This window comes from Bacteroidota bacterium, assembly GCA_016713765.1.
Lineage (GTDB): Bacteria > Bacteroidota > Bacteroidia > AKYH767-A > 2013-40CM-41-45 > Pollutiaquabacter > Pollutiaquabacter aromativorans.
On sequence record JADJON010000001.1, the window covers coordinates 2,593,492 to 2,617,051 of the forward strand.

Annotated in this window: 15 protein-coding genes; 7 read left to right on the forward strand and 8 right to left on the reverse strand. The window is 53.0% G+C overall.

Annotated features, from left to right (window positions below; translation table 11 throughout):
* The first annotated feature begins 4 nt into the window (after positions 1 to 4).
* Genes IPJ96_10145 through IPJ96_10155 form a run of 3 tightly spaced genes read left to right on the forward strand, consistent with a single transcriptional unit; the run spans position 5 to position 3,084 of the window.
* Positions 5 to 739, forward strand: a complete 735-nt coding sequence (locus tag IPJ96_10145; protein MBK7910711.1) for a class I SAM-dependent methyltransferase — start codon at positions 5 to 7, stop codon at positions 737 to 739.
* A gap of 4 nt (positions 740 to 743) precedes the next feature.
* Positions 744 to 1,823, forward strand: coding sequence for a glycosyltransferase family 4 protein (locus IPJ96_10150; protein MBK7910712.1), 1,080 nt, complete (start codon positions 744 to 746; stop codon positions 1,821 to 1,823).
* 55 nt (positions 1,824 to 1,878) lie between these two features.
* The gene (locus IPJ96_10155) at positions 1,879 to 3,084 is read left to right on the forward strand and encodes a hypothetical protein (GenBank protein ID MBK7910713.1); all 1,206 of its coding nucleotides are present in this window, start codon (positions 1,879 to 1,881) and stop codon (positions 3,082 to 3,084) included.
* Here the strand turns inward: IPJ96_10155 and IPJ96_10160 are convergent, their stop codons facing one another.
* The 3 genes from IPJ96_10160 to IPJ96_10170 form a co-directional block, all read right to left on the reverse strand.
* Positions 3,085 to 4,011 carry a PKD domain-containing protein gene (locus IPJ96_10160; GenBank protein MBK7910714.1) on the reverse strand — a complete coding sequence of 309 codons (927 nt, stop codon included), beginning with the start codon at positions 4,009 to 4,011 and terminating at the stop codon, positions 3,085 to 3,087.
* Positions 4,012 to 4,044: 33 nt separating this feature from the next.
* Entirely contained in the window at positions 4,045 to 5,421 is a 1,377-nt protein-coding gene (locus IPJ96_10165; GenBank protein ID MBK7910715.1) for a PKD domain-containing protein, read from the reverse strand.
* An 83-nt stretch (positions 5,422 to 5,504) separates the two neighbouring features.
* Positions 5,505 to 6,443, reverse strand: coding sequence for an isoaspartyl peptidase/L-asparaginase (locus IPJ96_10170; protein ID MBK7910716.1), 939 nt, complete (start codon positions 6,441 to 6,443; stop codon positions 5,505 to 5,507).
* 320 nt (positions 6,444 to 6,763) lie between these two features.
* On the opposite strand from IPJ96_10170, the gene IPJ96_10175 reads away from it, so the two are divergent.
* Positions 6,764 to 8,752 carry a T9SS type A sorting domain-containing protein gene (locus IPJ96_10175; protein MBK7910717.1) on the forward strand — a complete coding sequence of 663 codons (1,989 nt, stop codon included), beginning with the start codon at positions 6,764 to 6,766 and terminating at the stop codon, positions 8,750 to 8,752.
* A gap of 364 nt (positions 8,753 to 9,116) precedes the next feature.
* Complete coding sequence (locus IPJ96_10180; GenBank protein ID MBK7910718.1) at positions 9,117 to 11,441, forward strand: T9SS type A sorting domain-containing protein; 2,325 nt, start codon at positions 9,117 to 9,119, stop codon at positions 11,439 to 11,441.
* 54 nt (positions 11,442 to 11,495) lie between these two features.
* Here IPJ96_10180 and IPJ96_10185 read toward each other — a convergent pair whose 3' ends face one another.
* Entirely contained in the window at positions 11,496 to 14,318 is a 2,823-nt protein-coding gene (locus IPJ96_10185) for a PD-(D/E)XK nuclease family protein (GenBank protein MBK7910719.1), read from the reverse strand.
* Positions 14,319 to 14,365: 47 nt separating this feature from the next.
* Between IPJ96_10185 and IPJ96_10190 the strand changes: the two genes are divergently transcribed.
* Entirely contained in the window at positions 14,366 to 14,554 is a 189-nt protein-coding gene (locus tag IPJ96_10190; GenBank protein MBK7910720.1) for a PspC domain-containing protein, read from the forward strand.
* 3 nt (positions 14,555 to 14,557) lie between these two features.
* Here the strand turns inward: IPJ96_10190 and IPJ96_10195 are convergent, their stop codons facing one another.
* Positions 14,558 to 15,748: a hypothetical protein gene (locus tag IPJ96_10195; GenBank protein ID MBK7910721.1), complete on the reverse strand. Its 1,191-nt coding sequence runs from the start codon at positions 15,746 to 15,748 to the stop codon at positions 14,558 to 14,560.
* A 159-nt stretch (positions 15,749 to 15,907) separates the two neighbouring features.
* Between IPJ96_10195 and IPJ96_10200 the strand changes: the two genes are divergently transcribed.
* The gene (locus IPJ96_10200; protein ID MBK7910722.1) at positions 15,908 to 17,770 is read left to right on the forward strand and encodes a hypothetical protein; all 1,863 of its coding nucleotides are present in this window, start codon (positions 15,908 to 15,910) and stop codon (positions 17,768 to 17,770) included.
* A 146-nt stretch (positions 17,771 to 17,916) separates the two neighbouring features.
* On the opposite strand, the gene IPJ96_10205 is transcribed toward IPJ96_10200, so the two are convergent.
* The 3 genes from IPJ96_10205 to IPJ96_10215 all read right to left on the reverse strand — a co-directional run bounded on the left by IPJ96_10205 (position 17,917) and on the right by IPJ96_10215 (position 23,470).
* Positions 17,917 to 19,176 carry an asparagine synthetase B gene (locus tag IPJ96_10205; GenBank protein MBK7910723.1) on the reverse strand — a complete coding sequence of 420 codons (1,260 nt, stop codon included), beginning with the start codon at positions 19,174 to 19,176 and terminating at the stop codon, positions 17,917 to 17,919.
* A 92-nt stretch (positions 19,177 to 19,268) separates the two neighbouring features.
* Complete coding sequence (locus IPJ96_10210; protein ID MBK7910724.1) at positions 19,269 to 21,575, reverse strand: DNA gyrase/topoisomerase IV subunit A; 2,307 nt, start codon at positions 21,573 to 21,575, stop codon at positions 19,269 to 19,271.
* Between the two features lie 20 nt (positions 21,576 to 21,595).
* A complete protein-coding gene (locus IPJ96_10215) occupies positions 21,596 to 23,470 on the reverse strand; it encodes a type IIA DNA topoisomerase subunit B (protein ID MBK7910725.1) in 1,875 nt (624 codons plus the stop codon).
* Positions 23,471 to 23,560: the final 90 nt, after the last annotated feature.

A 23,560-nucleotide genomic window follows, 5' to 3' on the forward strand; every position in this document is an offset into this window, starting at 1 on the left:
GACGATGTCTGAACAATTAGCCAGTTATCAGGAAGTTGGAGCGTTCTACGATAAATTCTGGAATGATCTCGATCAAAAGAAATTAAGTGGTATCAACAGCCGCCATCGATTCATTCTAAGAAATCTGAAGCAGGAAGGATTGAAGCGAGACTCCAAAGTCCTGGAAATCGGATGTGGATTTGGTGCATTGACTCAATTCATTGCAGGCTGCATCCCCAATGGCAAAATTCTCGGAGCTGACATCAGCGCTCAAACAGTCGGAGCAGCCAAGCATCGCTGGCAAAAGAAGTATCGAAACATCGACTTCGTCGTATCCGACATGACCGCATTCAGCTACCCGGAGAAATTCGATTTTATCGTTTTCCCGGATGTGCTGGAACATATACCGCAGGAGGCGCACGACAATATTTTTAAAACGATTCGCGGTTTGGTTCACGAAGAGAGTGTGATCCTCATCAATATTCCTGAACCCAGAATGTTAGAGTACTTCCATAAATTTCACCGGGATGAATTGCAGATCATTGACCAGCCATTGCATACCAACATTTTTATCCAGCCTATGTATGCACATGGCTTCTACCTCAAGTCGATGATCTCGTACCCGGTCTTTTTTGAAGAGCCGGATTATCAGTCATTCGTATTCCGTGTCAATACCCCGCTCAAGAATATTCGGCAAAAGTCGAAGGCTTCAGTTCTATTTAGAAGCATCAAGCTTCGATTGAGTAAAGCGCTCTATTGATACAATGAACCAGGATAAGCGCCCGCTGTTACTTTATTTCTATGTAGGCGCTTCCACCTTCGTACAGAAGGACATTCAGATCATTGAAGAAAAGTGCAGGGTAAGAGCTTTCAATTTCCACGCTAAATCCAAGTGGACGACACCGCTGCTTGCACTAAAACAATTTTACTTCATCGTTTTTTATTTATTCAAAACCCGAGGATATGTGTGTCAATTTGCCGGCTATCACACCGTCCTCCCTGTCGTCTTTTCAAAGATCTTTGGCAAAAAGAGCTTAATCATCTCTGGAGGAACAGATTGCCACGCATTCCCCACAATAGGTTACGGGAATTTACAAAAGCCCCTGCTGAAACAAGCCACCATCTTCTCGTTTCGCAATGCAAATTATATCTCCCCAAAACACGAAACACTTTGGTTTCATCGATATACGTATGATAAAAGTGGCGCACCGGCTCAGGGAATTTCTCATTTCATACCACGAATAAAGACGCGCCATCTCAGTATCCCGAATGGCTATGACGATGGTAGATTTTTCCGCTCCGCTCAACCCGAGAAGCAAGCCAGCTTCGCGACGGTTACTTCAGGGCTTAACTATAAGTTTCAAGCACAGCTAAAGGGCATCGATTTAATCCTTGAAGCCGCTACTGCACTTCCAAATGCACATTTTATAATTATTGGTATTGGAAAAGGACAAATACCATTAAGCGCTCCTTCCAATATCGATTTTATTGAGCCCTGCTCGCCATCAGAATTGCGAGTCCACTTGAACAAGGCTCAGTTTTATCTCCAATTATCATTGGCTGAAGGCTTTCCAAATGCACTCTGCGAAGCCATGCTTTGCGAATGTATTCCTATCGGCTCTTCCGTATTTTCCATTCCTGAAATTATCGGGGATACCGGTTATGTACTTCAGGAACGATCGCCTGCCGGTCTGGTAAAATTGCTGCAACAAATCATTGATCATCCTGTTGATCCTACGGCAGGATTAAAAGCCAGACAAAGGATCATGGATAATTACCCATTAGAAAAGAGGAAAATCGCTCTCCAGGGGTTAATCGATGACCTTTTCTTTAATTCACAATAAAATTTATGGTGAATGCAATATTTCCATTATATTAGAGCATTAAACTCAGCACATAATGAAAAATCATACTGCAATTTGCACTAAACTTTTTTTGGCGTTGCTTCTCGTTGTCAATGTACCATTTGCCAAAGCTTCCTATCGATGGTCCGTTAAAAATGACTTCCCGGGCGGCATTCGCAATGCAGCCGTAGGATTCAGCATCGGTAACACGGGATATCTTTGTACTGGATACGACGGTACATGGACAGTCACAGATTGCTGGTCGTATGATTTTCAAAACGACACCTGGACGCAAATCGCCGATCTGCCGGGTGTATCCCGATTTGCTGCGGCAGCATTCAGTGTTAATCAACAAGGATTTGTCGGATTCGGTTGGGCCAACCCGAGCGGCGGACAATTGGCCGATTTCTGGCGCTACAATCCTGTTACCAATTCATGGACCGCATTGGCAAATTTTCCCGGTGCTTCACGTTATACAGTTGTTACTCTTGTGTTGAACGGTAAGGCGTATTGCGGGACGGGGTATCTTCCCTATACAAATGATTGGTGGGTGTATGATCCTGTCACCGATACCTGGACACAAAAAGCAAATTTTCCGGGTTCAGCCAGACAGAGTGCTTCAGGTTTCGCGCTCAATGGAATAGGTTACCTTGGACTTGGATATGACGGTGGTTGCAACGTCGACTTTTTCGCTTATGATCCAAACGTAAATAACTGGAATCAAGTCGCTGATTTTCCTGGTCCTGCGCGCTATGGAGCTGCCGCATTTACGCAGAATGGACTTGGTTATGTGGGCACAGGTGGAGATGGTGTTGACTTTTTCAGTGACTTCTTCTCCTATGATCCCGTATCTGATCAATGGTCCCCGATCGATTCACTACCGGGCCCAGGCTGCAGACATCCGGCAACCTTCTCGCTGAGCAACAAAGCCTATGTAGCCACCGGAATCGTACAAGGTGCAGATGGCTCCGATGCCGTATATGAGTATGGACCATTTGATCCATCTGGAATTGAGGACATCAAGTCTCCGGTGGCTTCCTGGCAGATTGTTCAGAATGCTAACCTTCAATTATCACTCTCCATACCTGCAACTAGCCAACTACCATCACAAATAGAATTATTCAGTACGGAAGGGAAACTGATCTATAGTACCAAAGATTGCAGTTCCTTCAACTTCGCCCCCCACCCGCAAACCATCTACCTCTACCGCCTCACCCATCCAGACGGATACGAGAAGGCCGGGAAGCTGGTGACGCGTTGATCAGCGAAGCAGTGTAATGGTACCGGTACGATTTCCGGAGGCCGACCGCAGCAGGTAGACATACAGACCTGTTTCGGCCGGCCTTCCTGCTATGGTGCCATCCCAGGAGGCCGTGACAGCGTCCTCGGCGTGATAGATCTCTTGTCCCCAGCGGTCAAAGACGAACAATTCATAGTGGTCGCAGGGCCGATAAACGGAGATGGCAAATCGTTCGTTCTTGCCATCGCCATTCGGTGTAAAAGCGTTCGGCACAAACAACCGCTCCCCGAGCGGCGACTCATAAACCGTCAGGTCGGAAACCGTATCGATACAGGCTGATTCTCCATTTACCGTCAGCAACACCCGGTACGAACCGTTCGCCTGGTATTTGTGCACGGGTGTCTCCTGTAAGCTGATCGTACCGTCGCCGAAATCCCAACGATACGTCACCGCGTTGCGCGTGACATTGAAGAACTGCAATTCACCCGAACAACTATCAAGCTGCCAGTCGAAGGCCGCGCCTTTGTAGCTGGTGAAGGAAATGTCCTGCACCAGGGTATCCAGACATCCATAACGCGACCGTGCGATCAGGGTAACCGGAATGCTGCCGGCCTTTTCGTAGGTATGGCTGACATTTTCCCCGGATGCTGTCGCGCCATCGCCGAACTCCCAGTCAAATGTCAGGGCATCCGCGGAACGGTTGTCGAACCGGACGGTGGAATCACATTCCGCGACTTCCCACGTGAAGTCGGCTACCGGCAATGGCGGAATGAAGAGCGCGGCGGAAGTGCTGCGGGCACAACCGGAATCGGTTACCGCTTCGAGCGTGATGGTATAGAGACCATCGTCAGCAAAAACGAAACTGGTGTCGCCGGCGGTCGCGTCCATGCCGTTTCCGAAATTCCACTGATAGGTGGAAGCATACGCTGAAGTATTCCGTGTTCGCAACAGGAAGCTGCAGGTATCCAGCTCCAGGCTGAACTAAGGCTCCGGAAGTTGCAAGACATGAATCAGTCGCGAGGTAGTATCGGTACAGCCCGAGTCGGTGGAGGCAATGAGCGTCACGTTATATTGACCGGGAGCGGCATACTGATGGGTAGCCGCTTCCGTAGGCGCGACCTGCCCGTCGCCGAATGTCCATTGCCAGTAATTCGAAGTTCCACCAATGCCGTAGGACGAGTCAATGAACGTAAAGACCGGTGAGCATCGCTGGTTTTGTATCCGGATTGCGGCATTGAATGGCGGGAAGGCTTTCACCAATCCATAGGCCGTGTCGTTGCAGGCCGGATCGATGGAAGAGTAAGCAATGAGCGTTGCTGTGTATTCGCCGGTATCCGGATATACCCAGGAAGGGTTCTCCAACGAAGAGGTATCATCACTCCGCAAAGGATCGCCGAAATCCCAAAAGTAGGTCGCTGCTCCTGCGCTGGTATTGACGAAGTCGGCCTGCAAGGAGCCGCAGGCGATCGTCGGCGAAAAGATGGACGCTACGGTGATGGTGGGACAAGGCACTACATTGACCTGGAAGTCTCGAAATGTTTCGCCGATGTAGATGCCATTCCGGTATTCCTTTACGACGATGCCATAAACGAACTGACCGGTCATGTTCGGAGTCGCCTTTAACAAGCCTGACGAATAGTCGATGGTCATCGGCACTCCACCCATGAAATCGTTCATCGAATAGGGGGGCTGGAAAACTACCGGCTGATAAGGAGGATTGTTAGGGGGTGATGGAGCGGGATCGCCCGGATCTGCTCCCGCATAGGGAACAAACAAGGAGTAAACCAGCGAATCCCCGTCCGGGTCCGTGGCCGAATGATCAAAGGTGAACGGCACACCGGAACAGATGAAGGTCGGCGGCAACAGGTTGAAATAAGGGCTGCTGTTGTCCTGCACGACCAGCGTATCCGGTACGGTGGCGAAGTAGGTAGCACCGGTCGATTGGACGTTGGCCAGATTCAGGATAGTGGAATTCCGGCAACACCGCTGGTACGCAATCGTATAGCCGCCGCTGATCGGCGGTAGCAGCGTACTAAACTGATAGACCGCGTATTCGTAGCAAACATTGGTTGGAGGGACCAGGCAGGGGCTGTTGATCGTGTTGGCGACAGCGCCGGAATTGGTGATGGTGGCATCCAGTGAAGCGACCAGATCGCCGTTACTGTCAAAGATGCCAATGGCTGCCGGATTATCGAATCCGGCCTGTCCGTTGTAACAATCCCGGTAAACCGTGAGGGTGACCCGATATTGATTGCCGCCCAGGGAGAGATAGGACATTTCTCCACCGACAATGTGTGTTCCGTCTGCCGCTATTGCCAGCAATAAAAAGAACAACAGTATCCTGCAGAGACGGGACATGCGAAAGACGGGACTTGGAAAGCCACTAAAGATACGACACGCGAGCAGGCGGGGAAAGACCGGCTGATCAGTAAATTGTCAAATCAATCGCCGTAAATCGCGGTATTTGGGGCACCGGGCATTGTCTGCCAGCCGCGGTACATACCTTCTGAATTAAAGATCAGAACCGGAACACCGGTACGGTCCAGGGCGATCAGCCCCCCTTCTCCACCGGCCGGTTTCAATTTATGCATGACCACCTCTTCACAGGCTTGCCGGAGCGTCATGCCTTTGTATTCCATGAGACAAGCGACATCGTACGCGGCAACGGCCCGGATGAAATATTCTCCGTGGCCGGTACAGGAAACCGCGCAGGTCGTGTTATCGGCCCAGGTGCCGGCGCCTATGAGGGGGCTGTCGCCGATTCTGCCAAAGCGTTTGTTGGTCATTCCACCGGTGGAAGTCGCCGCGGCTACATTGCCAGCGTTATCGAGCGCCACAGCACCAACGGTTCCGAATTTCTTATCGTCCCGGTGATCCAACTGGACAACACCTTCGCGCATGGCTTCCTGCCATTGGTCGTACCGTTGCCGGGTGAAAAAGTAGTCTTCGGGTTCAAACGCAATCGCGCGGCTTTTCGCGAATTGCTCCGCACCTGCCCCGGCCAGCAACACATGTTCCGAATGCTCCATGACAGCACGCGCGAGTCGTACCGGATTCCGAACACCGCTCACAGACGCAACCGCTCCGGCCGCGCGTGAATTGCCGAGCATCACCGCGGCATCCAGCTCGTGTTTACCCTCGTTGGTGAACACGGCCCCTCTTCCGGCATTGAAGAGCGGACAGTCTTCCAGTGATTCGACGGCAGCGACAACCGCGTCAAGAGAAGATCCGCCGGCCTGCAGGATGTTGTAGCCGGATTCCAACGCAGCCTTCAAAGCATGGTGGTATTCTTTCTCCTGTTCCGGACGCATGACGCTTCTCAGAATGGTGCCTGCTCCTCCATGAATCGCGATAGCCGGACGAAATTGCTGGGTCGACATAGTCCCGCAAAGAAACGAAGCTGAAATCGAACTGGGATCAGATTACAGGAAAATGAAGAAATACCCGTTCCGGGAACACCATTTCAGCCGAAAATAGGAACGAGCACAGGTGCTGTACCCCCTTGCCTTGGACTTGGAATTCATGATTCCTCCCACTTAGTTCTTTGAATTCTTTAAAAAAACGAGGCTTCACCCTCAATCCTGAATATTTGATCGGAAAGCCGTCACAACCTTACATTTTCAATTGAGCCCGTTTCTCTCGCAAATCGGGGTATATCACGCGGGGTACTTTGCAATCGTTGTTTATCTGCGAAGACACCATGATGAAAAAACTCTACACCCTCGCGCTGCTGACCTGCTGCTACCTGCTGACCGGTTCCGCTTTCGCTCAGCTCCCGAACCTTCGGGGGATCTACGTGAATCAATTCAGCTCCATCCTCGGCAATACCGCCAAGGAAGACAGCCTTTTCAAGTACGCGCAAGACAGCTCGTTCAACTACCTGGCGTTTTACGACCTGCATTCCTTTGACCTGACGAATACGACCAAAGCCAATCAACTGGCTTCGTTCCTGCGTCGTGGTCGTGAACAATACGGTATTCCGTACATGGGTGCCGTGGGCGAATCCTGGAACTTCTTCGTGAACAAAATGAAGCCGTACCAGAACAGCCGGTCGAACGTGAACGAACGTTTCAATGTCTTCAACGTGGAATTCGAATTCTGGACCAGTTCATCCGTGAATTCTGGCGGATACTATTGTACCCAGTATCTGCAACCTGCAGGATGCAACTGCGATACCGCCGGGGCTTTTAAATTCTACAAAGACCTCCTCCGTAAAGTAGACTCCCTGGCCACTTCGCTGAACGTCCTTTCCGAAACCTATGTAGGCTGGTTCAATGCAGGACAGGCAAAAGAACTCCAACCGCTGGTTGACCGTATCCTGGTGCATGCCTACCGGCTTGATCCTTCCTCCGTCTTTGGTTACAGCAAGACGCGACTGGGTTATCTCGCAGGAAACAACCTCCCGGTGAATGTCGTACCGATCTTCTCTTCCGAACCCGATTTCATGGGCAGTGGCTGGATCCAGTCGCATGCGCAGATCGAAGCTTACAACAAATACCTGACTGATTACAACGCAGACAACTCCGCCTGGAAAGCGCACATCAACCTTCAGGGATACCAATGGTTCTGCTACGGCTATATGCCGAAACCCGTCCCCGGTACCGGTGGTGCCACCACGACCTTCAATCCGATCATTACCGCCAGTGGCAGTACCAGCTTCTGCATCGGTGGCGGCGTAGGTTTGGCTGCGAGCACGGGCGACAGCTACCTCTGGTCCAACGGCGCAACCACGCCATCCATTTCGGTATCCACGGCCGGAACCTATACCTGTCGGGTTACCAAAGCAGGTGTCTCCGCGACCACTCCGGCGGTGACCGTTACAGTCTTCAATGCCCCGAGTGTCGTGATGACGGTCGGCGCGCCGCTTTCGGCCAGTGTACCGCTGACCGCGAACGCGGCTGCGGGAAGCGGAACGATCAGCAGCTACCAGTGGTTGCTCAATGGAAGCACGATCGGGAACGCGATCGGCGCGGGCTATGACGCGACGGCTTCCGGCAACTACAGTGTGCGGGTGACCAACAGCAATGGTTGCTCCGCAACATCGGCAAGCCAGTCGGTCTCCGTACCCGTAACCGTTGCCTGTCAGTTGACCGCTCCCAGCGGCCTCACCTCTACCATCCTCTCCTCTACCAGCGTGAAGGTCACCTGGAACGCCGTTTCGCAATGTGATACCATCGTGGTCCGCTACAAGCGGGAAGGCACCAATACGTACAACTATATCCGGATGCCGTACAGCAACCAGACCTCGACCACCATCAACAACCTGACGGCCGGCGCGCGTTATTCCTGGCGCGTAAAAACGGTTTGCGGCACCACTTCGAGTTCGTATTCGAGCAAGAAGTACTTCACGCCGATGAACGCATCCGAACTCCCGCACAACGAACTGGCGCTTCGCCGGCTCGACGATGGCACCGAACTCGAGTCGCGTGAACTGGGCATCGATCTCTCCGTTTATCCGAATCCTGCCGACTACCAGGTGAAACTGTACTTCCTTGCCGAGGAAGAGGCAAACGCGCAAGTCGACATCTTTGACCTCAACGGAAGAATCGTCCTGAGTCAGCAAGTCCAGTCGGTCGAAGGCGACAACTTCGTGATGCTGGAAACCAGCCAACTGCTGCCCGGACTGTATGTAGTGAGCGTCCGCACCACCGACACATTCTACTCGGCCCGCCTGAGCGTGAACCATTGATCGCCAAACGAATCCATCCAAAAAGCCCGGGAAATCCCGGGCTTTTTGCTTTTCCCCAAATTTTAACATTTCGAGTTATCAACACACCAAGTGGTCGAGTTTCATTTTTCTTCCAAATTGTTGTGCTTTTCAAGGAGAAAAAAGCCTTCAAATTTTTAAAAATTGGAGGTTAGGTGAACCGGGAGTCAACATCGTTAATATCCATTTTTGCCTCAGAATCACGAGGATAAACGCTGATTATCTTCGCTCCCGCTGAATTCAGGAGGTCCGGGCATTGCGACTAACCCGGATGAGTGATGACCGCAAGGTCAGTGGTTCGGATCAACGGAATCGGCAAACACACACACTCAGGAAAATCAACAACATGGTTCAATTGCTGAAGCGCATCTTTCCCCTGGTATTCGGGCTGGTACTGGGAGCAGGTTTGACAGCCAATGCACAAACGAGCAACTTCCGGTCGCTGTACCTGAAGGATGTAGACGTTTGGTGCGGCAACACCACGACGGAGAATACCATCCTCAATTATTGTTCGGGGAATGGTTTCAACTACATCATCTTCTACGATCTGGGGTCGTTCGACTTCAGCAGCACCACCAAAAAGAACCAACTCGCCGCTTTCATGAGCCGTGCCCGTCAGAACTACGGGATCACGCAATTCGGCGCATCGGGGGAGGTTTATTCTTTCTTCCGGGATTACATCATTCCCTATAACAACGGCCGTACCTCCAGCGCGGAGAAATTCGAAGTATTCAATTTCGAATTCGAGTGGTGGGTATCGTCCAGCGTAGCCAGCCTCTATTGCAGCAAGTATCTCACCCCGAACGGTTACTCCTGTGATTCCGCCGGTGCCTGGCGTTTTTCCTGGAACGAGTTCAAGAAAATCGATTCGGCAGCCGCAGCTAACGGCCGCATTTCCGAGTACTACCTGGGCTGGCCCACGACCGGACATATGCAGCAGGTGGTAAGCCGCACCGACCGGTTGTTGCTCCACGCTTACCGTCCGACGGATGTGGACGTTTACTCTTATTCGCGCAACCGCCTGATCGACGCCGCGTCGACTTCCGCAACCGTCACCATCCTCCCGATCTTTTCTTCGGAACCCTCCTTCATGGGACCGTGGCTTGCTTCCAACTCGGTAACCAAGCCGTACACGACCTACTCCAATGCTTACCTTGCCGAAACCGGTTCCTGGAAATCGCGGATCAGCCTGCAGGGTTATACCTGGTTCCATTACGGTTATATGCCCGCCACCACGAGCGCGGTAGCTACCATTACGACCAGTGGTCCGACCACCTTCTGTTCCGGCGGCTCGGTTACACTGACGGCCAATTCAGGATCCGCTTATCTCTGGAGCCCGGGTGGACAAACCACCCGCTCGATCACGGTCAGCAGTTCGGGTTCTTATACAGTTCGCGTTACCAATGCTTCGGGCGCAAGCGCTACGTCATCGCCGGTTGTCGTTAATGCCTCCGGTACCGGTACTACGCCTACGATCACCGCAAGCGGTCCCACGACCTTCTGTCCGGGCAGCAGTGTAACGCTCACCGCCAGTTCTGGTTCGACCTATCGCTGGTCCACCGGTGCCACTACGCAATCCATCAACGTTACCACGTCGGGCAACTACAACGTTACGGTCACCTCGGGTGGCTGCTCCGGCACCTCATCCAATACGGCTGTTACGGTTACCTCCACCTACCCGACTCCGACGATCACCTCCAGCGGCACCACGGCCATTTGCCAGGGAACGGCGATTACGCTGACCAGCACCTCGGCCAACGGTTATCTCTGGTCGAACGGCGCTACGTCGCGTTCCATCGTGGTCAGTTCAGCCGGCACGTACTGGGTACGCGCCTATGGCGGACCGAGTTGTTTCGCGCAATCGTCCAATTACACCACGACGCTGCTTTCTCCTCCCGCAACCCCGACCATTACCGCCAGCGGATCTACAACCCTGACGGCATCGCATACGAGTGTTGTGCTGACTTCAAGCAGCGCCAACGCCTACAACTGGTCGAACGGTTCCGCTACGCGCAGCGTCACGATTACCACCCAGGGATCGTATCGTGTGACCATCACCGGCTCGAACGGCTGCAAAGCCACCTCGAACGCCGTGAACGTTTCCGCGAACGGCTGCACCCCGCCGACTGCTCCTTCCATTACGTTGAGCGGATCGAACATTCTGGCCTCCGGTCAGACGGTAACGCTTACTTCCACGACTGCCGGCGGATACCTGTGGTCCAACGGCGCTACGACACGTTCGATTACAGTCAGTACGGCCGGAACCTATTCGGTACGCGCTTACAGTGGCGGTAACTGCTTCTCGACCTCACTTCCGGTCTCCGTCTATGTCGTACAATCACTGCCCCCGGTTCCGACGGGCAACGACCCGATGATCAGCGACGCGCTGCGACTCAATCCGGACCAGGTCAGCACCGGCAGGAACATGATCGCGTTCCCTAACCCGGCGGCCGACCTTTTGCAAATCGACTTTGAAAGCGTGAATGAATCCGAGAATTTCCAGATCTCGCTGATCGACCTTTCGGGTCGCCAGGTGATTCGTCAGCAGGTGAATTCAATAACCGGCCTTAACCGGATCGGCCTCAACGTCGCGGACCTGCCGCGTGGGGTCTATTTCGCTTACCTGGCTGGTGACCGTACTACCGATTATGTGAAGGTGGTTCTTCAGTAATCGGTCATTTTGGAAATGTAAACAGCCTGCCGGATCCGGCAGGCTGTTTTTTTTTCAGCGATTACAGATTTCCCGGAACGGACAATATTTGCAACGTTCCTCGTCGTCCGTTTGCGCGAATGGAACATCCGGTTCCAGGATCTCCCGGATCAACCTTCGGAGACGTTCTTCGAATTCGTTCAATTGTACGGAGGAGAATGCCTCCCCTTCGTTAAGGTACCGTACGCCTTCCCGCATTTCACGCAGGGTAATCAAAGCAGCTTTGACCGTGTCGTATGCGCCGCCTTGCAACACCATCCAGGCATAGAGCGTTGCCTGAAATTGTTCCTTGGCAGCAGGATCCGAGAACAATGCTTCCGTATCGACAGTCGATTCCAGCTTGACTCGCCCGGTCTTGTAATCAATGATCCGGACGCCATCTGCGCCGCGATCCAGACGATCGATGAATCCGTGAAAATGCACGGTCCTCTTGTCATCCAACGCGAGTCGACCTTCCACCGGCTCTTCCAAGCCGAGTATCTCAAATGGCGCGTAGGCTTCGTCCTTTTCCAGTATCCTGCCGGTGAGTTCCACGATGACATTCCGCAGCAGGATGTTCTTTCCTTCCAACTGGTCGGAAGAAATGAACTCATGGTGCAGGGCTTCATCCACCTGCTCCTCTATGCGCTTCCGGAGCGCGCGTACACCTGCGGCTTCCCAGCGCTTCCCTGTCTTGTATAAATTTTGCAAGGCACGGTGCAAGACCGATCCGAAGGTCGCCGCTTCCAGGTTTTCTTCCGCTTCTTCGGTTTCCTGCAAACCGGCCACATAGCGGAAATAGAACCGTAGCGGACATGCGATGTAGGTGCTCAACGCGGATGCGGAGAAACGGGCGGAGGCTTCCGGACGTTTTCCCGGTGCGGTGGCATAACGTTGGAGTTTATCCAGCACATCAGCATCCTTCCGTACCGTAACCGGTAGCGGATGCACGTCCCGGATAGGTGTCGTGATCACTTTTCGTTCCCAGGAAATCGCGCCCTGACTGCGAGGCACCAACTCATGTTCGAGCTGGAGCAGGAAGCGTGATGGTTCACCGCTCGTCAGGCCCTTCGATTCGGTATTGTAAGTAAAGACCACCCGTCTCGCCCGCTGCAACATGCGATAGAAGTGGTAAGCCGAAACGGCGTGTTGCTCTTCCTGTGTCGGCAGTCGAAACGCTTTCCGGAGGTTGAACGGAATGAACGATGGATGTTGTCCTCCCGAAGGAAGGCTTTGTTCGTTCACGGAAAGCACGATGATGTTATCAAAGTCGAGCACACGGGTTTCGAGAAACCCCATCACCTGCAGACCGCTCAACGGTTCACCGGTAAAAGGAATCCTTGCCGAGTGCACGACTTCGCGGAAGAGCGTCCAGAACGTTTCGAGCGACTGTTCGACGGGCAAGTCACGTACCAACTCCTCCAGCCTGCTGAGTTGCTTGTGGAAATGAAAGACAAATTCGGACTCCAGCCGGTGAAAGCGGAACTCCTGTTCCTGCATGGCTTCCAGCACGGCACGGAGAATCTCACGGAACCAGGCGAACAGCGCGGGCATTCCTTCGACCTTCTTGAAGAACCGGGAGAAGAACGGAGGCACGTTCTCACGCAAGACGGACTCGCTGATGCGTATCCACCGTTTGTCGCGATGACGTTGCTGCCAGTCACGCAATCCTTCCGGGTCAAGCAATCGGACATACGGATGGCCGAGGATCTGTTCGACATCCCGGAAGTAATAACTTCCGGCATCCTCCTTACCGGACCTGCGGTTGCGCACGAGCGCGATGAGCGATTCCAGGAGGCGATACAAAGGCGTCAGCCGCAAGGGATAGCCCATCGTGACATTGATCGAGGGGAAATCTTCGGGTATCGAATACAGCACCGGAAACAGCAAGTGCTCATCGGGTAAAACGACCGCGGTGCGTTCCGGAAGAAAACCCATTTCCTTCACCCACCCGGCCAGGAGGTCTCCGGCATACTTCGCTTGTCCCACCTCCAGTGGAATGCTGGCTACTTCGAATGATTTGGGTTGACGGAGCAGATCGTCGCCCACCCAGTTACGCGGCTCCCGGAATAGCGGACTGCTGCGCAGGAAGTACCCGGCTTCCTGAGCGGGATCATCGAGGTAGTAGCGATCAGTATCCCAGTGGGTTGCGCCGATTCCCTGATCAACAAAATGTTCGATGATAGCCTCTTCGGACTTGCTTAGGGCATACAGCCCCGCGAAGATCACGGAATCGAACTCCACAGCCGGTTTCCCATCTCCCCGGAGTTGCTCCGCCGCGAGCCGGTAGGCCAATCCTTCGTATGCCTGTCCCTTATCTTGTAGCTTTTTCCGGAAGTCCCGATAAATGGGCAAGAGGTTTTTCCAGGTATGGAGAAACTCCGACTTGATCCCTGACAACTCCCGACCGAAGAAGTTTTTCCAGAATCCTCGGAAACGCTCGAGGTCATCTTCCTCCAGAGCGAACGCGGCATCTATGCTTCGCAGATCGGATACCAGGGTGAAGATCTTCTCCGCATCCACGAGGTTTCGGTCGATCTCTTCGAAGTCACGTAACATGACTTCTCCCCAGGGATAAAACCGTTCAAACGGCTCGTCGGGAAAATAATTCCGGTATACCGAGAACAACTCGAACAAGAGTGTCACCGAATCCGGAATGCTTGATTCGGAAAGCGACACCATGAAATCCTGAATGGCAAAAATGCGGGGCGACCAGGCAGGCCCCTGCAGCCTGGCAGCGAGTTCCTTTTTGAAAAACAGGCCTGCCCGCCGGGTCGGAAAAACCAGGGCGATACGGGACAGATCGGTCCCGTGTTGCTGCACGACTGTTTCGGCAAGTTTGGAAAGAAAGCCCTGCATAGCGGAATGAAAATCGAATCGTAAATTCGGGAATAAATTTCGTTCCCATGCAAAAACGTCTCGTCAGAAAAGACAAAAAGATCGCCGGAGTCTGCGGAGGGCTGGGTGAATATTTTAACCAGGATCCTGTGATCTTCCGCATCCTGTTCGTTGCCGCTGTGCTGCTATTTGGAACGGGGGTACTGCTCTACCTTGTCATGGCCGTAATCATGCCTGACGGTGAAAAGCAAGGCTGAACCTTATTCGATCGCATAGAAGAACCTTCCGTAAAAGGTCCTCGGCCCTTGCGTAACAGTCAGGACGTAGATTCCCGTCTGGTTCAACAAGTCGGTGGATACCGGATACCGGGTTTTATCCTTTTCCGTCGGCACTTCCCAATAGCCTACCAGGTTACCAAACAGATCGGTTAAGCGAAACTGCATGGGTAATGCTGATTCAGATGCGGTAAGAAGTTGCGGATCACGCCCTGACACCGGGTCGGTGAGCAAGGTGAATTCCGAAGAACCGGCTAGACGGACAGCCACGACTTCTGAATAGGAAGGTTCTCCCACCACCGCGTCCTCCCTGATCCGATAATAGACCCAGCCTTCCGGCAGTTCACCATCCCGCGTTGAATAGTGTTGCTGTGCGCTGCTATATCCACTGGCAGCCATGGAAGCACGGTCTTCGAAATGTACACCATCCAACGATCGTTGTACCACGAACCGAACACTACCCTCCTCCGAAGCTGTTGTCCAGGCCAGTTGGACGCTGTCGCCGTCCGGGACGGCCGTGAACCCGACCCAGGATACTGCCAGGGTACCGCCACAGGGCGATTGGATACTGCACGGAAATGAGCTGCATGGATTGGTGTTCACACAACCGTACGTATCACCCGGATTGCTGACCGGTCCGAAAAAGACCACGATTGTTCCGGATCCGGAGATGATGCCTCCATTGCCGTTTGTATAGCTACCCAGGATGGTCATGCTGCCATCGATCCTGACATTATCACTGTTGTTCCTGTTATTGAAACTGCCATTCACGAGCAGGTTTCCGGAGGCGCACACATTAACCGATGAGCCATTGTAAAAGGACAGGTTTCGGATCAACAACCATCCACAGACATACAGCGATCCACCGGAGCGTACATCCATATCATAAGAGAAGCTGCCACTGAGGATACCTCCCGGCAGGATGTTCAGGCTACCAGTGACTGCCCCGAGCGTACCGGATCCGTTCGTCAGGTGTTTGTTCAGATTGACGACGTGCCTGATGTAGACCACGTCGGCGCCCGTAGGCGTGCAACCGCAGGAAGCCCCACCGTCGGTATATGACCAGACGGATGTACTCGTCCAGTTTCCACTGGCGCGTGTGTACACGGTTGCGGCGGTAAGGCTGGCAGTCTGGAGCACTGCCAGCATAACACCGATGAGTAATGGGCGTTTCATCGATGAAGCTGAATACCCATCAAGGTAACCGATACCAGAGGCTCCGGTGAAGCATTCACCTATTCATCTTGCATCCAGAATTTACCCGAAACCTGTTAGTTTAGGCCGAAAAGCGCCAAAATAGCTTACATTTACCGAAATTTCGGGCTCACCTTTCAAATGATCCGCCAGCTATTCCTCCTTTTCTTTTGCCTGATTGCCGGACTGGCCAGGTCGCAGGAAGCTAAAGATTCGATAGCCGCCACACCCCGGGTACCCACCCTGATCCGTTATCAGACGGAGGCCGACTATCGTGATCGACAGATCAGTGAACGGGCACCCGATACCTCCGTTAGCCGATTGCACGAGGTGTTTATTACGGATAATGGTGAAACGGTGCACCTTGGAAACACCGGATCAGCCTTGAATTCCATCTGGTTCCGACCGCTGACCGGACTCACCACCTCCCTCGGCATCAATGCATACTCCGCCTACGGTTCCGGACCGGAGGAACAATCCTACTACCGCACCAACAAACGGTATAGCCGCATCGATTTCTGGCAAGGTGCTTTTCGTGAAAGTGGCATCCGGTTTCTGCATACGCAGAATGTCAACCGGCAACTTAACCTGGGACTGACGATCGATCGCTTTACGGTTAAGGAATTCCTGCCGGAAGGTGACACTTACTTTAACCGGATCTCCTTATTCGGTTCCTACGAAAGTCCCAACCGGCGCTATCGGTTGTTCGCGCACACTTCCTGGATGCGCATTAAAAACCAGGTGAACGGAGGGCTGAGTAATGATTCCGCATTCCTTGCAGGAAGCGTCGACAACCTTGGATTGAAAGGTTCCGCTATCCGGCTCTCGGATGCCGATCAACGGATCCGAAGAAGAGAACTTTACCTCAGTCAATATTACAATTTCGGTCATGGCGATGCAACGGACTCGCTGTTCGTTCCCTGGCGCCTTGGCTGGAGCCTACGTTATCGCCGTGATTCATTTACCTACCTCGACAACGCATCCGATAGCAGCTACTACGCTGATTTCTTCCTGAAAACTTCGGAATCCTACGACTCAAGCCTGACCGATCAATTGTCGAATCGCATTGCACTGGAACGGGTCTCGGCACGGAATGCTGCAGTGCCACTGTCTTTTCAAGTGTACGTGGAAGATCAACGGATCAACGCCTATCAGTCCGCTGCCACGGACTGGTACAACCAGGTAGCAGGGCTAACGATCAGATTGGGCGGGGATTCAACGAAGATCCGGGTAAGGTTACATGCCGCACAGGTCATCAGCGGGCGCGACCAGGAAAACCGGGAATGGCAAGCGCAAGTAGCAGGAAAGCTCTTGCATGATCTCGACTGGTATGCCGCCGTTGCCCAGGAACAGACAGCGGTTCCGTTCATCTTTCAGCGCTACTCCGGCAACCACTTGCAATGGGACAATGATTTCACTTCCCAGCAAGTTGGACTTATTTGCGCTGGAATCAAGATTCCAAAATGGCGACTAGGCCTTACCGCCCGTGCGCTACAACTGGAAGACTACCTGTATGTCGGGTATGATCAAAAGCCGGCACAATTGAGCGGAAGCGTCAACGGAGTCCAGGCGGAACTTTCGAAGGAATTCCGGTTCCGGAAATGGGGATTCGGCAATATCGTACGATTCCAATCATTCGACGCAACCGATCAGCTTCGCGTTCCGGAGCTGCTGCTGCAGCATGCGCTTTTTTTCGAAGATGCACTCTTCAACAAAGCGCTGGTGTTGCGTACCGGAATCAATGCCTGGTATTTCAGCGAATGGAACGGGGCCGCTTACTCTCCTTCCACCTCCCTCTACTATCTTCAAAAAACAAGTACCACCGGAGGTTACCTGCGTACCGATCTATTCCTCAATCTGAAAATCAAAACAGCAGGCATTTTCCTGCGCTTCACCAACCTGACCGACGGTTTAGGTGCAAAAGCCTACGAACTGGTTCCCGGCTATCCCCAACCAGGACGGGTGTTTCATTTTGGTGTAAGGTGGATGTTTTTTGATCAGTGAAAATTGGTAATTAGTAACTGGTAATTAGTAACTAAGAAATTTGAGGCTAATTACAAGTTACCAATTACTAATTACCAGTTACTAGTTACTAGTTACCAATTACTAGTTACCAATTACTAGTTACTAATTACTAGCTCCAGTTCCCTTCACGTCTTCTGCTTCTTCTTCTTGGCAGCAGGAAAAAGTACGTTGTTCAGGATGAGTCGATAACCTGGGGAATTGGGATGCAGGGCAAGATCGGTGACAGGATCACCTACCTGGTGCTGATAATCCTCCGGATCGTGACCGCTGTAAAAGGTCCAGGTACCTTTTCCGTACTCACCATGGATGTACCGGGCTTCGTTCTCCGATTTTGTCTCCCCCATGATGAGCACGCCGGGTTTGATGAATTTCTCTTTGAACGCGGTGGTCTGTCCCATGAACCCTTTGATCACCTGCTCATGGTTCTGGCACAACATGGTTGGAACAGGATCCCATTTTGCCGAAAAGTCGAAGAGCGTGAACATATCCTCCGTGCGACCGATCCGTCGCTGTGGGGGTTGATTATCGATATCACTGAATTCGTACTCCGACGGATTCGTACTGAGTTTATAGTTGCGAAAAGCGAAGGTACTCTCGTAATTCAGCTTGCTGTTCATCTTGGGATCGGCCGGATCACCGTCGAACATGCTTTCACAGATATCAACACCTTCCGCCGAAAGCGCGATGTCATACGAATCCGTAGCCGAACACATCGCGAACAGATAACCACCGCCGACCACGAAATCCCGGATCCTGAGGGCGACGGCCAGTTTCATTTGCGACACCTTCTGATAACCGAGTTTGGCTGCCATGGATTCCTGAATCCGCACGTCTTCCTGGTACCAGGGTGCATTCCGATACGCGGACCAAAACCGGCCGTATTGACCGGTAAAATCTTCGTGATGCAGGTGCAGCCAATCGTACAAGGGCAACTTCCCCTGTAGCACCTCTTCATCATACACCACCTCGTAGGGGATCTCCGCGTACGTCAGGGCAAGGGTGACCGCATCGTCCCAGGGCATCTTGTTCTTGGGCGAATACACCGCGATCTTCGGCGCCTTCTCCAATTTCACCACATCCTGGTTGACTTCAGGATCGGATATCGCCGCCAGGATGGACGCTGCTTGCGCGTCGGCAATCACCTGGAAACTCACCCCACGGATGCTGCACTCCTGCTCGATAGCCGGGACTTGCCGTATCAGAAAGCTGCCGCCCCGGTAATTCAGCAGCCACTGGACGTCCAAATCACGCTGAAGAACATAATAGGCAATGCCGTACGCTTTCAGGTGATTCGTCTGCGATTCGTCCATCGGGATCAACAGAAACGCAGCTCGCGCGTTCAGCAGCGTGAGCAGGGCAAATGCGAGTAGCAACAGGCGCTTCATGTGACGGGACTGGGACTGAAATTACAACGATCGATATGAAGGGATATTGAAGGAGCGGTCCGGATCGGGACTGCACCCGCCGGACCGTTCCTTTAGAAATCCATCTTCATCTGATTCTTCTTTCGCTTCTCGGTTTTCTCTTCAATTTCCTCGAGAATTCGGGCACGATCTGACCGGGTGTTTGTACTTCCGGCGGATAGATCCCACTCAACGGTGACCGCGCTTTCTGCGTTGAGCGGTGGGGCTTTTTTTGGCGCCTTCGAGGGGCTCTTCCCTTTGACAACCGGAGCAGGCTTTTTCGCTGCCGCCGATTTCGTAGCAGGTTTTGTCGCCTCTGCCTTGCCGGCTTTACTTTCCCCGGCCGGGATGGTCAACTGTTTAGCCGGTGGCGTAGCCGGTGCTTCAGCGATCTTGGTCACCCGTTGGACGGAGTTCTTCGTCAGGATATTTCCGATGGTTCCGCGTCCTTTGACCTCAAACTGATTGAAGTCTACATCAAGTTGGGTGATGCGCAGTTTCGGTTTAGGACGCAGGATTACACGCACGGTCTCTCCGCTTTCGTTCGGCATCGCGGACAGGTAGAGGATCTTGGATCCATCATTCCCTTTCGTCAGCACGTATTCCTTGTCACGGGTGGTACCGCCAACCGTGAATCGTTTCACCATGATGTTGCCGCCCCGTCCATCCTGGTAAATGAGGTTGAACACAGGTTCAGGCTCCGACTTCCGGAACACCGAAATGTAGCGAACATCCTTCCCGACGTATTTCTTGTCGTCCACTTTGGTGACGATCATCGTACCGTCGCCGCGGATGACCAGGATCTCGTCGAGGTCGGAGCATTCCGATACGAACTCGTCCTTCTTCATACCGAAGCCCGCAAAACCGTCGTCGCGGTTCACGTACAGCTTCTGGTTGTTGATGATCACTTCCGAAGCGACCACCTGTTCGAACGTGTCGATCTTCGTCTTCCGTTCGCGACCCTTTCCGTACTTTTTGAGCAGGTCTTTGAACCAGTTAATGGTGTATTGCCGGATGTGCGCGAGGTGGTGCTCCACCTCTTCGAGTTGGGCCTCGAGGCCGCGGATCTTTTCGTCCTGCTCCTTCACATCGTACTTCGAGATCCGTTTGATCTTGATCTCGGTTAGCGAAATGATATCGTCACGGGTGATCGCGCGTTTGAATTTCTTCTTGTACGGCTTGAGTCCCTCGTCGATCGTCTCGATAACGCTCTCCCAGGTCGTACATTCTTCAATGTTACGGTAGATGCGTTTCTCGATGAAGATCTTGACCAGCGAACTGAAGTGCCACTCCTCTTCCAACTCCGACTTCCGTATCTCCAGCTCCCGCTTGAGGAGGTTGAGCGTCTGGTCGGTATTGTGACGAAGGATTTCGTTGACGGTAAGGAACTTCGGTTTATCGTCGACGATCACGCAGGCATTAGGTGAAATGCTGATCTCGCAGTCGGTGAACGCGTAAAGCGCGTCAATGGTCTTATCAAGATCCTCCATCGAGTCGCTATGCAACGTAAGCACGATCTCGACATTGGACGCTGTGTTATCCTCGACTTTCTTGATCCGGATCTTGCCTTTGTCGTTGGCGGCCAGGATACTATCGATCAGGCTCGTCGTGGTAGTACCGAACGGGATCTCCCGGATGATGAGTGTCTTGCGGTCCTTCTTCTCGATGCGTGCGCGAATGCGGATCCGGCCACCGCGCAAGCCTTCGTTATATTTCGAAAAATCAGCGATGCCGCCCGTCGGAAAATCCGGCAGGATGTTGACTTTCTTGCCCCGCAAGAGGTCGATCGACGCTTCCAGCAACTCAACGAAGTTGTGCGGCAGGATGCGGCAGGCGAGACCTACCGCGATGCCTTCCACGCCCTGTGCGAGCAACAATGGGAACTTGAGGGGCAGTGTGATCGGCTCCTTGTTTCGGCCATCGTAGCTGAGCTGCCAGTTCGTTGTCTTTTCGTTGAAGACCACCTCGAGGGCGAACTTCGAGAGCCGTGCCTCGATGTAACGCGGCGCTGCCGCGCTATCGCCTGTGTAGATATTCCCCCAGTTACCCTGGGTATCGATGAGGAGGTCTTTCTGTCCGATCTGTACCAGGGCGTCGCCGATGGAAGCATCGCCGTGGGGATGGTATTTCATGCAGTGGCCGATGATGTTGGCCACTTTGTTGTACCGGCCATCTTCCATCTCCCACATCGAGTGCATGAGACGTCGTTGCACCGGCTTCAGGCCGTCGTTGATGTGCGGGACGGCGCGTTCCAGGATTACATAGGATGCATAATCCAGGAACCAGTTCTGGTACATTCCGTTGACGTGGATCATCCGGGTCTCGTGACCAGCGGGTGCGGCAGCGGGTTTGGTTTCTTCCTGTAGTTTCTTCTTCGCCATTGTCTAAAGCATACTGCGGATCAGGCCTCGATTTCTTCGGTCTTCTTGACCTCGTCCTTCTCTATACGCAGATTGGTAATGATGAATTCCTGTCGGTCCGGGGTATTCTTTCCCATGTAATAATCCAACAGTTGGTGAATGGTCTCTTCCTGTCCCAGCATCACCGGTTCGAGTCGGATATTCTTTCCGATGAAATGCGCGAATTCGTCGGGTGAGATCTCACCCAAACCCTTGAAGCGGGTGATTTCCGGCTTTGGACTCAGGGCTTCGATCGCCCGTACACGTTCTTGTTCACTGTAGCAGTAGCGGGTCTCTTTCTTATTCCGCACCCGGAAGAGCGGCGTCTGCAGGATGTAGACGTGGCCGTTCTTGACCAACTCCGGATAAAACTGCAGGAAGAACGTGAGCAGGAGCAATCGGATGTGCATCCCGTCGACATCGGCATCGGTCGAGATCACGATCTTGTTGTAACGCAACTCCTCCATCCCTTCTTCGATGTTGAGCGCGTTCACGAGCAGGTTGAACTCTTCGTTCTCATAGACGACCTTCTTGGTCAGGCCGTAGCAGTTCAGGGGTTTACCTTTCAGGCTGAATACCGCCTGGGTGTTCACATCCCGTGACTTGGTGATGGAACCGGAAGCGGAGTCACCTTCGGTGATGAAGAGGGTGGATTCCTGTCGGTCGATGTGACGGGAATTCAGGTGAACCCTGCAGTCGCGAAGTTTCCGGTTGTGCAGGTTGGCCTTGCGGGCCCGCTCGTTGGCCAGTTTCTTGATCCCGGCAATTTCTTTTCGCTCGCGTTCGCTTTGCAGAATCTTCTGCTCGAGGGCCTTCGCGGTCTCAGGGTACTTATGCAGGAAATTGTCCAGCTCGGTTTTGACGAAGTCGTTGATCCAGGTACGGATCTGCACCCCGTTTGGCTCGCGGGTGAGTGAGCCGAGTTTTGTTTTGGTCTGCGATTCGAATACGGGTTCCTGAACACGGACACTGATAGCCGCAACGATGGAGGTACGCACATCGCTGGCGTCGAACTCCTTCTTATAAAATTCGCGCACCGTCTTGACAATGGCTTCCCGGAAGGCCGCTTGGTGCGTGCCACCCTGGGTCGTGTGCTGGCCGTTCACGAATGAATAGTAATCCTCGCCGTATCCCGTAGAGTGCGTAAAGGCGATTTCGATATCGTCGCCTCGCAGGTGAATGAGCGGATACAGGGTCTCGTCCGACAGGTTCCGTTGCAGCAGGTCCTTGAGTCCGTTCTCGGAAAAGAAACTTTTCCCGTTGTAGTGGATTGTAAGCCCCCGGTTGAGGAACACATAGTTCCACAACATCGTCTCCACATACTCGTGGTTATAACGATAGTTGCGGAAGATGGAAGCATCGGGCGCAAAGGAGATGCGCGTACCGTTCTTCTCATCGCACGCTTTCTCGCGTTCTTCTTTCAGGAGATTGCCGGCGCTGAATTCCGCCACCTTCGTACGACCATCACGAATCGCCTGCACCCGAAAGCCGCTCGAAAGGGCATTGACCGCCTTGGTACCGACGCCATTCAAGCCAACGCTTTTTTGAAACGCTTTGGAATCGTACTTGCCGCCGGTGTTGATCTTCGATACGCACTCCACCACTTTGCCCAAAGGAATACCGCGTCCGAAGTCACGAACATCGACATGTCCATCCTCGATGGATACTTCGATCGTTTTGCCGTAACCCATGACGAACTCGTCGATACAGTTATCGATGACTTCCTTCAGGAGTACGTAAATGCCGTCGTCTTTCGCCGAGCCATCGCCCAACTTACCGATGTACATACCGGGGCGGGTGCGGATGTGCTCTTTCCAGTCAAGCGAGCGAATGCTGTCCTCCGTGTAGCCGTGTTCCGGTTTTTGCTTTTCTGCCATATCCTTAATCGGTTATTCCAGTATTAAAAAAGCCCGTCCACCGGGCTTTAAACGCCTAAAAGTACCGTCCCTTGCGGGATTCCGGGCTTT